General features: G+C 69.5%; 15 protein-coding genes. 10 read left to right on the top strand and 5 right to left on the bottom strand.

Annotation, left to right across the window (positions count from 1 at the left end; translation table 11 throughout):
- The first annotated feature begins 38 nt into the window (after positions 1-38).
- The gene (locus tag AB4070_RS14155; RefSeq protein WP_441980668.1) at positions 39-785 is read left to right on the top strand and encodes an ABC transporter ATP-binding protein; all 747 of its coding nucleotides are present in this window, start codon (positions 39-41) and stop codon (positions 783-785) included.
- 84 nt (positions 786-869) lie between these two features.
- Here the strand turns inward: AB4070_RS14155 and gndA are convergent, their stop codons facing one another.
- Both gndA and AB4070_RS14145 read right to left on the bottom strand, forming a co-directional pair.
- Positions 870-2,324: an NADP-dependent phosphogluconate dehydrogenase gene (gndA, locus tag AB4070_RS14150; RefSeq protein WP_441980667.1), complete on the bottom strand. Its 1,455-nt coding sequence runs from the start codon at positions 2,322-2,324 to the stop codon at positions 870-872.
- Positions 2,325-2,382: 58 nt separating this feature from the next.
- Entirely contained in the window at positions 2,383-3,318 is a 936-nt protein-coding gene (locus AB4070_RS14145) for an NAD(P)-dependent oxidoreductase (RefSeq protein WP_441980666.1), read from the bottom strand.
- A 98-nt stretch (positions 3,319-3,416) separates the two neighbouring features.
- On the opposite strand from AB4070_RS14145, the gene AB4070_RS14140 reads away from it, so the two are divergent.
- From AB4070_RS14140 to AB4070_RS14110, 7 genes are all read left to right on the top strand, one after another.
- Positions 3,417-4,475: a D-2-hydroxyacid dehydrogenase gene (locus tag AB4070_RS14140; protein ID WP_441980665.1), complete on the top strand. Its 1,059-nt coding sequence runs from the start codon at positions 3,417-3,419 to the stop codon at positions 4,473-4,475.
- Positions 4,476-4,528: 53 nt separating this feature from the next.
- Positions 4,529-5,317, top strand: a complete 789-nt coding sequence (locus AB4070_RS14135) for an IclR family transcriptional regulator (RefSeq protein WP_441980664.1) — start codon at positions 4,529-4,531, stop codon at positions 5,315-5,317.
- A 146-nt stretch (positions 5,318-5,463) separates the two neighbouring features.
- Complete coding sequence (locus AB4070_RS14130) at positions 5,464-6,882, top strand: MFS transporter (protein ID WP_046748924.1); 1,419 nt, start codon at positions 5,464-5,466, stop codon at positions 6,880-6,882.
- Entirely contained in the window at positions 6,879-7,664 is a 786-nt protein-coding gene (locus AB4070_RS14125; protein WP_441980663.1) for an SDR family oxidoreductase, read from the top strand. Before AB4070_RS14130 ends, AB4070_RS14125 begins: the two co-directional genes overlap by 4 nt.
- Positions 7,664-8,395: a fumarylacetoacetate hydrolase family protein gene (locus AB4070_RS14120; protein WP_441980662.1), complete on the top strand. Its 732-nt coding sequence runs from the start codon at positions 7,664-7,666 to the stop codon at positions 8,393-8,395. Before AB4070_RS14125 ends, AB4070_RS14120 begins: the two co-directional genes overlap by 1 nt.
- Positions 8,396-8,411: 16 nt before the next feature.
- The gene (locus tag AB4070_RS14115; RefSeq protein WP_441980661.1) at positions 8,412-9,449 is read left to right on the top strand and encodes an alcohol dehydrogenase catalytic domain-containing protein; all 1,038 of its coding nucleotides are present in this window, start codon (positions 8,412-8,414) and stop codon (positions 9,447-9,449) included.
- Positions 9,446-9,937: a gluconokinase gene (locus AB4070_RS14110; RefSeq protein WP_441980660.1), complete on the top strand. Its 492-nt coding sequence runs from the start codon at positions 9,446-9,448 to the stop codon at positions 9,935-9,937. Before AB4070_RS14115 ends, AB4070_RS14110 begins: the two co-directional genes overlap by 4 nt.
- 15 nt (positions 9,938-9,952) lie before the next feature.
- Here the strand turns inward: AB4070_RS14110 and AB4070_RS14105 are convergent, their stop codons facing one another.
- Positions 9,953-10,078: a hypothetical protein gene (locus AB4070_RS14105; protein WP_017828452.1), complete on the bottom strand. Its 126-nt coding sequence runs from the start codon at positions 10,076-10,078 to the stop codon at positions 9,953-9,955.
- 222 nt (positions 10,079-10,300) lie between these two features.
- Here AB4070_RS14105 and AB4070_RS14100 point away from each other — a divergent pair, with 222 nt between their 5' ends.
- Positions 10,301-10,915 carry a 50S ribosomal protein L25/general stress protein Ctc gene (locus AB4070_RS14100; protein WP_046748929.1) on the top strand — a complete coding sequence of 205 codons (615 nt, stop codon included), beginning with the start codon at positions 10,301-10,303 and terminating at the stop codon, positions 10,913-10,915.
- Positions 10,916-11,016: 101 nt separating this feature from the next.
- On the top strand, positions 11,017-11,598 hold the full coding sequence (gene pth, locus AB4070_RS14095; protein ID WP_441980659.1) for an aminoacyl-tRNA hydrolase: 582 nt from the start codon (positions 11,017-11,019) through the stop codon (positions 11,596-11,598).
- 27 nt (positions 11,599-11,625) lie between these two features.
- Here pth and AB4070_RS14090 read toward each other — a convergent pair whose 3' ends face one another.
- Together AB4070_RS14090 and trpS are read right to left on the bottom strand one after the other, a co-directional pair.
- Positions 11,626-12,333 carry a hypothetical protein gene (locus tag AB4070_RS14090; protein ID WP_441980658.1) on the bottom strand — a complete coding sequence of 236 codons (708 nt, stop codon included), beginning with the start codon at positions 12,331-12,333 and terminating at the stop codon, positions 11,626-11,628.
- A gap of 13 nt (positions 12,334-12,346) precedes the next feature.
- On the bottom strand, positions 12,347-13,351 hold the full coding sequence (gene trpS / locus AB4070_RS14085) for a tryptophan--tRNA ligase (protein WP_441980657.1): 1,005 nt from the start codon (positions 13,349-13,351) through the stop codon (positions 12,347-12,349).
- Between the last annotated feature and the right edge of the window lie 42 nt (positions 13,352-13,393).

The following is a 13,393-nucleotide window of genomic DNA, read 5'->3' as shown; positions in this document are numbered from 1 at the left end:
CCGGAGAACAGACGGATACCCCAGAGAAGGAGAAGACCATGACCATTGCAGACCTCACACCGACGGCGCCGACAGACGGGAGGGAGCGGCCGCTCTACCGTGTCGCGGGCGTCACCCGGACGTACACGCAGAAGGGGCGCATCGTGAAAGTGCTGACGGGCGTCGACCTCGACATCATGTCCGGCGAGTTCGTCACGATCCAGGGCCCGACAGGAGGGGGCAAGTCGACCCTGCTGCAACTGCTCGGCGCCCTCGACACACCCTCCACGGGATCGCTTCTGCTGGACGGCAGCGAGTTCGCGTCCGCTTCGAGCGCCGAGCTCACCCGGATCAGGGCGGAGGAGATCGGCTTCGTGTTCCAGGGATTCAACCTGATCCCCACTCTCACCGCCACCGAGAACGTCGACATGGCGCTCGAGCCGCTGGGGGTCGACAGGCCCGAGCGTCGCGCCAGGGTCGCGGAGGCTCTTGCCCACGTCGGTCTCGACGACAGAGGCGACCATCTGCCGGCGGAGCTCTCCGGAGGGCAGCAGCAGCGGGTCGCCATCGCGCGGGCCCTCGTCAAGAAGCCGCGAGTGCTGCTCGCCGACGAGCCGACGGGCAACCTCGATGAGAGCATGCGGGACGAGATCCTGGCCCTGCTCGAGTCGCTGTGCGCCGAGGGGATCACGGTCATCGTGGTGACACACGATTCGGCGGTGGCGCGGCGAGCGACCCGGCGTCTCCGTCTCTCGAAGGGCACGGTGCGGGACATCACGACGGAGGGGGTCGCTGCGGTGCCGTGACCTGCAGGCCGTCGTGACCCGCGGAGGTCATGACGCACGAAGGGCCGGGTACCTCGCGGTACCCGGCCCTTCGTCGACGGGACGTCAGTGCGTGTCTTCCGCCTCGATCTCGGTGCGGTCACCCGACCACAGCGTGTGGAAGGTTCCCGGCTTGTCGATGCGCTTGTAGGTGTGCGCGCCGAAGAAGTCGCGCTGTCCCTGCACGAGCGCGGCAGGGAGGCGGTCGGCACGGATGCCGTCGTAGTAAGACAGCGACGACGAGAAGGCCGGAGCCGGGATGCCCGCCTGCGCTGCGGTCACCACGACGCGACGCCACGACGACTGCGCCCGGGTGAACGCCTCGGCGAAGTAGGGTGCGGTCATCAGCACGGGGAGGTCGGGGGTTGCCGCGTAGGCATCGGCGATGCGGTTGAGGAACTGCGCACGGATGATGCAGCCGCCGCGCCAGATCTTGGAGATCGCGCCGAGGTCGATGTTCCAGCCGTACTCGGCCGCGCCGGCGCGGATCTCGTCGAAGCCCTGCGAGTAGGCGACGATCTTCGACGCATACAGTGCCAGGCGCACATCCTCGATGAACTGCTCGGTGTCTTCGGACGACACCGTGAACTCCTCGTCGGGGCCGGGAAGGCCGCCGGCGACGGCACGCTGCTCGGGGTGCGAAGACAGCGAGCGGGCGAACGTGGCCTCGGCGATGCCCGACACCGGCACGCCGAGCGACAGCGCGGTCTGCACGGTCCAGGCGCCGGTGCCCTTGGCTCCCGCCTGGTCGAGGATCACGTCGACGAGCGGCTTGCCGGTCTCGGCGTCCACCTGGCGGAGCACCTCGGCCGTGATCTCGATCAGGTACGACTCGAGTTCGCCCCTGTTCCACTCGGCGAAGATCTCGGCGATCTCGGCGGGCGACTTGCCGGTGCCGCGCCGGATGAGGTCGTAGGCCTCGGCGATGAGCTGCATGTCGGCGTACTCGATGCCGTTGTGCACCATCTTGACGAAGTGACCGGCGCCGTCGTGGCCGACGTGGGTGACGCACGGCTCGCCCTCGGCGATCGCGGCGATGGACTTGAGGATCGGACCGAGGGTGACCCACGATTCGTCCGAGCCGCCCGGCATGATCGAGGGCCCGGTGAGGGCACCCTCCTCGCCGCCGGAGATGCCGGCGCCGACGAAGTTGATGCCGGTCTCGCGGACGGCCTTCTCGCGACGGATCGTGTCGGGGAAGTAGGCGTTGCCGCCGTCGACGATGATGTCGCCCGGCTCGAACACCTCGACCAGCGAGTCGATCACCGCATCGGTCGGACCGCCGGCCTTGACCATGATGATCGCGGTGCGCGGCTTCTGCAGCGAGTCGGCGAACTCCTGGTAGGTGCGGGCCGGGACGAAACCGGCCTCGGGGTGCTCGTCGAGGAGCGTCTGGGTCTTCTCGTAGCTGCGGTTGAAGATCGCCACCGTGTTGCCCTCGCGGCTGGCGAGGTTGCGGGCGAGGTTCGAGCCCATGACGGCGAGTCCGACGACTCCGATGTTCGCTGATGCTTCGGGCACAGAAGGCTCCTCGAGATCGTGAAGAAGGGGTGGTTTCAGAGTATCGCTGTCCGGGAGGTCAGTGGCGACCTGTGTCGTGAGAGGTGATGTCGTGAGAGTCGATGTCGGGAGAGGCGATGTCGCGGGAGGCGATGAAGCGTCGCGACACCGCGATGTCGCGGTCTCCGAGCCCGGCGGCGACGAGTTCGTCGAAAGCCGCACGCAGGGTGGGGAGCAGCACGGGCGCGGTGCCGGTGGCTTCGGCGATGTCGGCGGCGAAGCCCAGATCCTTCACCATGTACTGCGCGATGCCGCTGGGGGAGTCGTCGCCCGTGACGAGCTTCTCGCGGCGGCTGTCGAGCAGGCGCGATCCGGCGTATCCACCCGAGAGCAGCGACCAGAGCGCGTCGAGGTCGAGGCCCGAGCGCTCGGCGAGCACGGTGGCTTCGCCGAGCGCCATGATCGTGGCGGAGACCACGAGCTGGTTGCAGGCCTTGGCGACCTCGCCCGCACCCAGCGGGCCGAGCAGCACGGGGTTGCCGCAGGGAGCGAGCACCTCGGCGGCGATCGCCGCGTCCTCCTCGTCCCCTCCGAGCATGATCGAGAGGGTTGCGGCGATCGCGCCGTCCTCACCGCCGGAGACCGGGCAGTCGACGACCCGCACCCGTCCCTGCGTCTGTGCGCCCACCCGCTCCGCGAGCGCGCGCACGGCCGGTGCCGACGATGTGGACCCGATGAGGATGAGGAGGTCGCCGGCGTCGGCCAGCAACCCGTCCGGCCCGTCGAGCATGGCTTCGAAAGGGGGGAGGTCGGGCAGCATCATGAGCAGGACGTCTACTCTGGAGGCGAGTTCGCGTGGTGTCTCCGCCCAGGAGGCTCCGGCAGCCAGCAGTTCCGGCTGAGGGCGGCGGGCATGGATGAGGAGCCGACCGTGCGCGGCGAGCAGATGGTCCGCCATCGGGCGACCCATCGCGCCGAGGCCGACCATGCCGACGGTGGCAGGTGTGTTGCTCATGCGCACACCGTAGCAAGAATCCAACAGATAGAACAGTGTCCAACAGGGTGGAACTGGGCTAAGGTGAGGGATTCAGACTTCCCGAGGAGGGGACCAAGATGACGGGGACCGAGAAGAAGCTACGTGCCGTCGTGGCGGTGCCGCTGCGGGAAGAGCTGTGCCGATTGATCGAGGAGCTCGAGCCGCGCCTCGAGGTGCTCCGCGACCACGACCTGATGCCGCCGATGCGGGGTCCTGCCGACTGGTCGGGTGATCCTCAGTACACGCGCACGCCGGAGCAGCAGCAGGCCTTCGATGCGCTGGTCGATTCCGCAGACGTGCTCTTCGGGATCCCCGATGTCGACGCGGGGGCCCTGGCTCGCACGGTTGCCGCGAACCCGCGGCTGCGATGGGTCATGACGACCGCTGCCGGGGGTGGAGCCTCGGTCAAGGCCGCGGGCCTCGACCGTTCGCACCTCGACCGTGTGGTCTTCACGACGAGCGCCGGCGTGCACGGCGGCCCGCTCGCGGAGTTCGCGGTGTTCGGGGTCATGGCGGGTGCGAAGAACCTCCCGCGCCTCCTCGCCGACCAGGGAACGCGCACGTGGCCGGATCGCTGGGAGATGCGTCAGCTCGACGAGATGACGGTCCTGGTCGTCGGTCTCGGCGGCATCGGCTCGGAATGCGCGCGACGCTTCCATGCGCTCGGCGCGCGGGTGTGGGGCACGACGCGCTCGGGCGAGCCGGTGGCGGGAGTGGATCGTCTGGTGCCGCTGGACGAGCTGACCGAGGCCGTGGCCGGTGTCGACGCGATCGTCGTCACCCTTCCCGGGACGGCGCAGACGCACCATCTGATCGGCGCCGACGTGCTCGAGGCCGTCAAGCCCGGTGCGATCATCGCCAACGTGGGCCGCGGTACCGTGATCGACGAGGTCGCGCTGCTTGCTGCGCTCGACGATGGCCGCGTGGCCTTCGCCGCCCTCGACGTGTTCGAGCAGGAGCCGCTCGATGCCGCCTCGCCGCTGTGGGGGCACCCGAACGTGCTGGTGAGCCCTCACACCGCAGCCCTCAGCTCCAAGGAGGAGGAGCGGATCGCCCGACGCTTCGCGGAGAACGCGGCGCGCCTGCTCGATGGCGAGCCGCTGGCCGCCGTGGTCGATACGGTCGAGTTCTACTGATCGACCTGCGGGTCCTCACGGCCCGAGAGATACCGAGCGCGAAAGGCGCGGCCATGGATGACGACACCCGCGAGGGGCGAGACCCCGCACCCGCCGTGACCCGCAGCATCCGCCTGCTCGGAATCCTCGCCGAGGCAGGCGGTCCGCGCACGCTCACCGAGCTCGCCGGGGACCTCGGGCTGGCGAAGTCGTCGACCGCGAACCTCTGCCTCGCGCTCGAGGCCGGCGGCATGGTCGACCGCACGCCGCAGGGCTATCGCCTCGGCGTGCGCACCGCGGAACTGGGTGGCGCGTTCGCCGCGCAGTTCAACCAGGTGCGGGAGTTCTACAGCGTGTGCGAGGCCTCGCCGCAGCTCGCCTCCGAACTGGTGCAGGTCGCCATGCTCGACGGCACGGACGCGCTGTACCTCGCCCGTCACGAGGGCTCGCGGTCGCTCCGTCTCGGGACCCCTCTCGGCTCCCGGCTCCCGGCCCCGCTGTCGGCGACCGGACGTGCGCTCCTCGCCGCGATGAGCGACGAAGAGGTGACCGAGCTCCTCGGTGCTGACGCCGTCTTCCCGCAGCTCACCGAGCGCAGCGCGACCACCATGTCGGGGCTTCTCGAGGTGCTCGCCACGGCCCGCCGCAGAGGCTGGGCGCTGGACGCGGAGGAATCCTTCCGTGGCATCGTCGGCGTGGCCGTGCCTCTGGAGGGGTGGGCGCCGACCGATCCGCCGCTCGCGCTCGGTGTCGCGATCCGTGCGGCCGAGGCCGACTACGAGCGGATCGAGCGTGTAGGCGAGGCGCTGCGCGAGGCCGCCGCTGCGCTGACGAATCCGTTCAGCGCTGCCGTCCGACGCTGACCTCCCCTGGCCCCGCCGCCGCCCTGCTGAGGGGCGGCGGTTCTTCACGCGTGCGAGCGCCTTCTGCAACCGGTCCAAAGGGTTGAACGGAATTCAACGGGCTGGTACAGTCGTCATCACGCCGCAGGCGAAGCCGATCGAAGGAGATGGCCGTGACAGACCCCCGCACCTCAGCCCGAGCAGCGTCGGACGACCCGGAATACGCGGCGAATCTGCGCCGCGCGACGCTCGCGTCGAGTATCGGCAGCGCGCTGGAGTACTTCGACTTCGCGCTCTACGGCCTCTCGACCGCCCTGATCTTCAACGTCCTGTTCTTCCCTCAAGACGATCCGGCCATGGCGACGGTCGCCGCGTTCGCGACCTTCGGCGTCGGATTCCTGGCGCGTCCGTTCGGCGGACTGTTCTTCGGCGTCCTGGGCGACAAGCTCGGACGCAAGTGGGTGCTGGTCGCGACCATCGTGCTGATGGGTGGAGCCTCCACGGCGATCGGGCTGCTTCCCACGTACGCCGCGATCGGCGTGTGGGCGCCGATCCTGCTGGTGCTGATGCGACTGCTGCAGGGCTTCGGCGCCGGTGCAGAGCAGGCGGGGGCGACCGTGCTGATGGCCGAGTACGCGCCGGTGAAGCGCCGCGGCTTCTTCTCGGCTCTTCCGTTCGTCGGCATCCAGGCGGGGACGCTGCTCGCTGCCGTCGTCTTCGGACTGATCACCCTGCTCCCCGAGGACCAGCTGCTGAGCTGGGGATGGCGCGTGCCGTTCCTCGCCTCCTTCGCACTGATCCTGCTGGCGCTGTTCATCCGGATGCGGCTGCGTGAGACGCCGACGTTCGTCGAGCTCGAGAAGCACGAGCAGATCGCCGATCGTCCGATCCGGGAGATCTTCACGCATGGCCTCCCGGGCGTGATCGTGGGCGTCGGGCTGCGCATGGCGGAGAACGGCGGCTCGTACATGTTCCAGACCCTCGGCCTCGCGTTCTTCGTGACTGTTGTCGGCGACACCGCCGACAAGAGCCTGCTCACCTGGGGCGTCACCCTCGGCTCGCTGATCGGCGTCTTCTCCGTGCCGTTCACAGGGCACCTCTCCGACCGCTTCGGCCGCCGCACGGTGTACCGGTTCGGTGCGGTCTTCATGCTCGTCTACACGTTCCCCGCGTGGTGGCTCCTGTCGCTCGGGAACTACGCCATCGCGATCGGCGTGATCGCCATCGGCATCGGCGTGGCGGTGAACAGCATGCTCGGACCGCAGTGCGCCATGCTCCCCGAACTCTTCGGCAACCGTCACCGGTACCTCGGCGTGGCGATGGCCCGCGAGATCTCTGCCGTGCTCGCCGGCGGCCTCGCCGGTGTCCTCGGCGCGTACCTGATCGCGGTCAGCGACGGCAACTGGGTGCTGCTGGCCATCTACATGGCGGTGCTCGCTCTCATCACCACCGCATCGACGTTCCTCGCTCCCGAGACCCTCCGCCGCGACCTCACCCGCGTCGACGACGCGATCAAGGTCTCGCGCGCCGAGGCCGGCGACGATGTGTTCGCCACCACCGTCTCGATCAAGGCCGTTGGACGATGACGGCACTGCCGGCGGGACTGGCCGCCTTCGATCTCACGGGGCGGACGGCGCTGGTCACAGGGTCGAGCCAGGGCATCGGGAAGACCCTCGCCGAGGGGCTGGCCGGCGCCGGAGCGACCGTCGTCGTGCATGGGCGCGACGCGGCGAAGGCGGACGCGTCGGCGACGGAGATCGCCCGCGCGACCGGGGCCGTCGTGCACAGCATCGTCTTCGACGTGACGGATGCTGCAGCGGTGGATGACGGCATGAACGCGGTCGAACAGTTGATCGGCGCCCCTGACATCCTCGTCAACAACGCCGGTGTCCAACGACGCGCGCCCATCGCCGAGTTCGCGGACGAGGACTGGGATGCCCTCGTGCAGACCAACCTGTCCAGCGTCTTCCACCTGTCGCGTCGGGTCTCGGCCGGGATGATCGAGCGGGGCTCGGGCAAGATCATCCAGATCGGCAGTGTCCAATCGCAGCTCGCCCGTCCCTCGATCGCGGCGTATGCGGCGACCAAGGGCGCGATCGTGATGTTCACGAAGGGTCTGTGCGCCGACCTCGCGCCGCACGGCATCCAGGCCAACGCGATCGCCCCCGGGTACTTCGCCACCGAGCTCACGAAGGCGCTCGTCGCCGATGAGCAGTTCTCGGAATGGGTGCGCGGACGGACCCCTGCCGGTCGGTGGGGAGACACCGCGGACCTCGTCGGCGCCCTGCTGTTCCTGGCGAGCTCCGCGAGCGACTTCGTCAACGGGCAGACGCTGTTCGTCGACGGTGGCATGACGGCGGTCGTCTGATGCGCATCGGTCGCGTCTCCGCGCCCGGTGGACCGGTGTGGGTGCGGGAGGGTGCCCACGGTCCGGTGCCGATCACCGACCCCTTCGCGGCCTTCGCCGACGGGAGCGAGCCGAGCGACATTGGCGGGACCGTCGAGGGGGCCGTCATCGCGCCGGTGGATCCGGTCGTCGTCGTCGGCATCGCCCAGAACGGCCCTGACCATGCCGCACCCGTGCAGGCGTGGCTCAAGAGCCCGCGGACCGTGGTCGGCAGCGGGGTGGCGGTGACGCTGCGCCGCGACGCCGGTGCACAGGTGGCAGAGGGCGAGATCGCCGTCGTGATCGGACGCCCGACCGCGGGGCTGACGGTGCAGAACGCGCAGGAGTACGTCCTCGGCATCACCGCCGTGAACGACCTGTCCAGTCCCGAGCGCGCCGAGGTCGACCCGCGCAACTTCGAGTCGAAGTCGGGGGAGGGCTATACCCCGCTCGGCCCCTGGATCGACACCGACGCCGGCATCGACGATGTGATCCTCGAGGTGGAGGTCGACGGTCGCCGCGTCGCCGCCACCGGGAGCACTCAGCTGCCGATGTCGATCCGGGAATGCCTTGCGTATGTGGCCGCGTGGTCGCCGCTGGGTCCCGGGGACGTCATCATGACCGGCGCGCCGCACTCCCAGGCGGTCGTGGCGCCAGGACAGACCGTGACCGTCGACGTGGCGGGCATCCGATTGGTCACGCCCTTCGTGTGACCGGGGAAGGAGCGCGGTGGAGAACCTCGCTGTGGTGGCGCACGCCGCCGACGATCTGCGGATCGAAGACATCGGTGCGCCGATGGCACGACCGGACGAGGCCGTGGTCGATGTGGCCTTCGGGGGCGTCTGCGGGTCCGACCTCCACTACTGGCGACACGGAGCCGCCGGGGCCTCGGTGCTGCGGGAGCCGATGATCCTCGGGCACGAGGTGTCCGGCATCGTGACGGTCGCCGCTGCCGACGGCTCGGGGCCCGCAGTCGGCACGCCTGTGGCCGTCCATCCGCTCACCGCGCACGGGGACGGGCGCACACCCTGGCCGGCCGAGCATCCCAACCTCGCACCGGCTTCGACGTATCTCGGGTCCGCGATGCACCTGCCCCATACCCCGGGGGCCTTCGCCCGTCGCGTGGCGCTCCCCGCACGGATGCTGCACCCTCTCCCCGCCGGCCTCGATCTGCGCACGGCGGCGTTGGCTGAACCAGCCGCGGTCGCCTGGCACGGTGTGCGGCGAGCCGGCGACGTCCGAGGTCGCAGCGTCGTGGTGATCGGCGCCGGACCGATCGGCCAACTCGTCGCGGCCGTCGCCCAGCGCGAGGGGGCCGCCTCCGTGACGGTCACCGATCTGCAGCAGCTGCCGCGGGAGATCGCCGAAGCGCGGGGCATCCGGTCGATCGACGCCAGGGCGGAGAGCGAGATCTCCGAGCTGCACGCCGATGTCGTGGTCGAATCCAGCGGCACCGTCCCTGGTCTCGCGGCCGCCGTCTCCGCTGCCGTCCGCGGGGGCGTGGTGGTGATGCTGGGGCTGCAGCGCGGAGGAGACGTGCCGGCGCCGATGGCCACCGCGATCACTCGCGAACTCACCCTGCGCGGATCGTTCCGCTTCGGGGCGGAGTTCGACGAGGTCATCGCCGCTCTCGCCGACGGCAGCCTCGACGTGCGCGGTATCATCAGCCACGTGCTGCCGGTCGACGATGCGCTCGAGGCGTTCGCACGGGCCGCCGACCCTGCGAGCTCCTGCAAGGTGCTCATCGATTTCGGAAGAGGCGCATGAGCGTGCGCATCGTCGTGATGGGGCCGAGCGGCTCCGGCAAGTCGACGGTGGGTGCGTTCCTGGCCGGCTCTCTCGGAGCGCGGTTCATCGACGGCGATGACCTGCATCCGCCGGAGAACGTCAGCAAGATGGCCGCTGGAGTCCCGCTGGACGATGCGGATCGACAGCCCTGGCTCCGCCTCGTCGGCGAAACCCTCCAGGCGGAGCAGCGGATCGTCGTCGCCTGCTCAGCACTTCGACGCGTCTACCGCGACCTCATCAGAGAAGAGGCACCGGAGACCTTCTTCGCCGAACTGTCGATCGGACGGGAGGTCCTCGAGGAGCGGATGCGCCTGCGCATGGATCACTTCATGCCGGCTGCGCTGCTGGATTCCCAGCTGCAGACTCTCGAGTCGCTCGACGCAGACGAAGAGGGCATCCGGGTCGACGCGGCGGCGGACGTGCGGACCGCATCCGCGCTCATCGCCGCGGCGGTGGGGCAGCGCTAGCGCCGCTGCCGCCCGTCAGTCCTTGCGGTAACCCGAGCGGCCCATCGCGAACAGCGCGATGAACGAGGTGACGGCCGCGCACACGGTCATGGCGCCGATCAGCCAGAGGAGTGCGTGCGAGAGGAAGGCGCCGTCGAGCATGGGGGTTCTCCGTGTTCTGCAGAAAAGGACCGGTGTCCTCAGCCTATCGGGTCATCCGGTACCATTGAGGCTGTACCTCGGCGAGGGATGCTTCTGCGCGTGCGCGAACATCCGTTATCGACGCGGCGAAGCAAGCCCGGTGGCTTTCCTCCTGCGTCAGCGAGTTCGAAAATTCCAAGACCACCGCGCGGCGCCTTCGCTGCGTGCCCCGAAGGAGAACCCATGTCTGAAGACACCAAGGTCCAGGCCGAGCTTCGCGAGAGCTTCGGCAAGGGCTTCGCCCGCCGCCTCCGCGCCGCCGGCAAGATCCCCGCCGTCATCTACGGTCACGGCACGGAGCCGGTGCACGTCGCACTCCCCGGCCACCAGGTCTCGCTCATCCTTCGCCGCGCCAACGCGCTGCTCGAGCTCGACATCGAGGGCAAGTCCCAGCTGGCTCTGGTCAAGGACGTGCAGAAGGACCCGGTGCACCAGATCATCGAGCACATCGACCTGCTCGTCGTGAAGAAGGGCGAGAAGGTCGCCATCGACGTCCCGATCATCGTCACGGGCGAGTCCGCTCCCGGCACGATCGCGAACCTCGACGCCACCACCGTGTCGATCGAGGCCGAGGCCACGCACATCCCGCAGAACATCGAGGTCTCGGTCGAGGGCCTGGAAGAGGGCGCGCACATCACCGCCGCCGACGTGCAGCTCCCCAAGGGCTCCACGCTGCTCTCCGACCCCGAGGTGCTCGTCGTCGCGATCTCCGTGCCCGCCGCACCCGCGGAAGAGGACGAGGCGGAGACCGAAGGCGAGTCCGCCGATGAGGCGACCGAAGAGGCTGCCGCGGAGTGATCTCCGACTGATTCATCACAGAGGGGACGCGATCCGATCGCGTCCCCTCTGTCGTATCCTGACCGGGATGCTGCAGCCCCGGACAGGGAGAGGACGAGGACATGCCATCGACCTGGCTCGTGGTGGGGCTCGGCAACCCCGGCCCGCGGTATGAGAGCACTCGGCACAACATCGGACAGATGGTCGTCGATGAGCTCGCCTCGCGGCGTTCCGAGGCGTTCCGCGAGCACAAGGGGGGAGCGCGCGTCGTCGAGACCTGGCTGCGCCCCGGCGCGGACAAGCTGGTGCTCGCGAAGCCGAACACGTTCATGAACGTCTCGGGCACGCCGGTGGCGGCTCTGGCGCGGTTCTACTCGGTCCCCGCGGAGCAGGTGGTCGTGGTGCACGACGAGCTCGACATCCCGTTCGACACCGTCAAGCTCAAGACGGGCGGCGGACACGGAGGGCACAACGGCGTGCGCGATGTCGCCAGAGCGCTGGGCACGGCGGATTTCCCGCGCGTGCGAGTGGGCATCGGTCGTCCGGTCGGGCGTCAGGACCCTGCGGACTGGGTGCTGGCACCCTTCGGCAAGGAGGAGCGGCCGAACCTGCCGATCCTCGTCTCGGATGCCGCCGATGCGGTCGAGCTGCTGGTCGGCGAAGGGCTCCTGGCGGCGCAGCAGAAACACCACGCGCCGCGCTGAGGCGGGAGCTGCCGACCGGCGGTGCGCTCAGGCCGAGAAGTTCGACAACCCCGCAGCGGCGCCGCTCGTGAGAGCCACCACCAGGGCGATGAAGAAGATCACCGATGCCAGGACCGCCACCACGAGAGCGGCGATTCCTGCACCCCGGCCACGCTTCTTGGCGATCGCGATGATGCCGAGGACGATCGCGGCGACGCCGACGAGGGTCCCGAGCCAGAAGGAGAGCTCCGCCCAGAGCACCTGATCCCGGACCGGCGTCAGCACCCGGAGGTCATCGGCCGTGACCGATGCGCCGTTCGGCAGGTATCGACCGATCTCGAACGCGCTGACGCTGACGACGATCGCCGGCACGACCGCCGCGACGAGAGCGAGGACCAGGGCGAGCGTTCCGAGGAGCCGCGAGGAGGAGGGAGTCGGTGCGGCGGGCACCTGATAGGCGCCGGAAGGGGCCGGGTAGCCGCCGACGGGCACCTGGTAGGCGCCGGGAGGGGCCGCAGGGTAGCCCGGAGCCGGAGCCGGCGCCGCGGGGTGGCCGGCCGGTGCTGCCGGGGGATACGCGGGAGCTGCGGGAGGATACGTCGGAGCCGCCGGAGGGTACGCGGGTGCGGCCGGCGGCGGGAACGCGCCGGACGGGAAGTCCGGTGCCGGAGGCGCTGACGCCGTGGGCGGCACAGGCGGATCGGAGGGCATGGCGCCGGACGGGGGAGGCAACTGCGGATCGGTCACGACCCCCATCCTAAGGCGAGCGTCAGATGCGCCGGAGCAGACCCACCCGGTCGTACACGTTCGAGAGCGTCTCGTCGGCGACGGCGTCGGCGCGTGCGGCGTTCTCGGCGAGGATGCGGTCGAGCTCTGCGGGGTCGTCGAGCAGCTCCAGCGCGCGGGCGCGCACCGGCTCGAACTCGTTCACGACGACCTCGGCGAGACCCTTCTTGAAATCGCCGTAGCCACGACCGGCATACTCATCCTCGATCGCCGGGATCTGGCGTCCGGTCAGCGCCGCGTAGATGGTCAGCAGGTTCGAGACACCGGGCTTGTTCTCGCGGTCGAAGCGCACCGAGCCCTCGTTGTCGGTCACGGCGCGCATGACCTTCTTCGCCGACTTCGCCGGGTCGTCGAGCATCCACAGCACGCCGGCGTCGCTCTCGGCCGACTTCGACATCTTGGAGGTCGGGTTCTGCAGGTCGTAGATGCGCGCGGTCTCCTTCTGGATGACCGGCATCGGCACGGTGAAGGTCTCTCCGAACCGCGAATTGAAGCGCTCGGCGAGATCGCGCGTGAGCTCCACATGCTGCTTCTGGTCATCGCCCACCGGCACCACGTCGGTCTGGTACAGCAGGATGTCGGCGGCCATGAGCACCGGATACGTGAACAGTCCCACGCTCGTCGAGTCGGCTCCGTAGCGCGACGACTTGTCCTTGAACTGCGTCATCCGTCCGGCCTCTCCGAAGCCGGTGATGGTGCTCAGGATCCACGCCAGCTCGGCGTGCGCGCGCACATGCGACTGCACGTACAGCGTCGACAGCGAGGGCTCGATGCCCGCGGCGATGTACTGCGCAGCGGTGCGGCGCGTCTTCTCGCGGAGCTCGGCCGGGTCCTGGGCCACCGTGATCGCGTGCAGGTCGACGACCGAGAAGTAGGCGTCGTAGGAGGTCTGCAGGTCCCGCCACTGGAGCAGCGCGCCGATGTAGTTGCCGATCTGGAGGGAGTCGGCGGAGGGCTGCATTCCGGAGTAAAGGCGAGGTCTCGTCACGGGATCAATCCTATGCGGTTCGTGCGGTGCCCCTACGATGGG

Source organism: Microbacterium sp. 2RAF4 (assembly GCF_052115285.1).
In the GTDB taxonomy this organism is placed as follows: domain Bacteria; phylum Actinomycetota; class Actinomycetes; order Actinomycetales; family Microbacteriaceae; genus Microbacterium; species Microbacterium oxydans.
Note: the sequence above shows the minus strand (reverse complement) of the source record. Positions and strands in the feature narration are given on the sequence as shown.

Excerpts from the sequence above, each read along its gene's own strand:
- AB4070_RS14110 (WP_441980660.1), top strand. The coding sequence starts at position 9,446 with ATGAGCGTGCGCATCGTCGTGATGGGGCCGAGCGGCTCCGGCAAGTCG.
- AB4070_RS14105 (WP_017828452.1), bottom strand. The coding sequence starts at position 10,078 with ATGCTCGACGGCGCCTTCCTCTCGCACGCACTCCTCTGGCTGATCGGC.
- pth (WP_441980659.1), top strand. The coding sequence starts at position 11,017 with ATGCCATCGACCTGGCTCGTGGTGGGGCTCGGCAACCCCGGCCCGCGG.
- AB4070_RS14125 (WP_441980663.1), top strand. The coding sequence starts at position 6,879 with ATGACGGCACTGCCGGCGGGACTGGCCGCCTTCGATCTCACGGGGCGG.
- AB4070_RS14135 (WP_441980664.1), top strand. The coding sequence starts at position 4,529 with ATGGATGACGACACCCGCGAGGGGCGAGACCCCGCACCCGCCGTGACC.
- AB4070_RS14130 (WP_046748924.1), top strand. The coding sequence starts at position 5,464 with ATGGCCGTGACAGACCCCCGCACCTCAGCCCGAGCAGCGTCGGACGAC.
- AB4070_RS14155 (WP_441980668.1), top strand. The coding sequence starts at position 39 with ATGACCATTGCAGACCTCACACCGACGGCGCCGACAGACGGGAGGGAG.
- AB4070_RS14145 (WP_441980666.1), bottom strand. The coding sequence starts at position 3,318 with ATGAGCAACACACCTGCCACCGTCGGCATGGTCGGCCTCGGCGCGATG.
- AB4070_RS14120 (WP_441980662.1), top strand. The coding sequence starts at position 7,664 with ATGCGCATCGGTCGCGTCTCCGCGCCCGGTGGACCGGTGTGGGTGCGG.
- AB4070_RS14090 (WP_441980658.1), bottom strand. The coding sequence starts at position 12,333 with ATGGGGGTCGTGACCGATCCGCAGTTGCCTCCCCCGTCCGGCGCCATG.
- AB4070_RS14100 (WP_046748929.1), top strand. The coding sequence starts at position 10,301 with ATGTCTGAAGACACCAAGGTCCAGGCCGAGCTTCGCGAGAGCTTCGGC.
- AB4070_RS14140 (WP_441980665.1), top strand. The coding sequence starts at position 3,417 with ATGACGGGGACCGAGAAGAAGCTACGTGCCGTCGTGGCGGTGCCGCTG.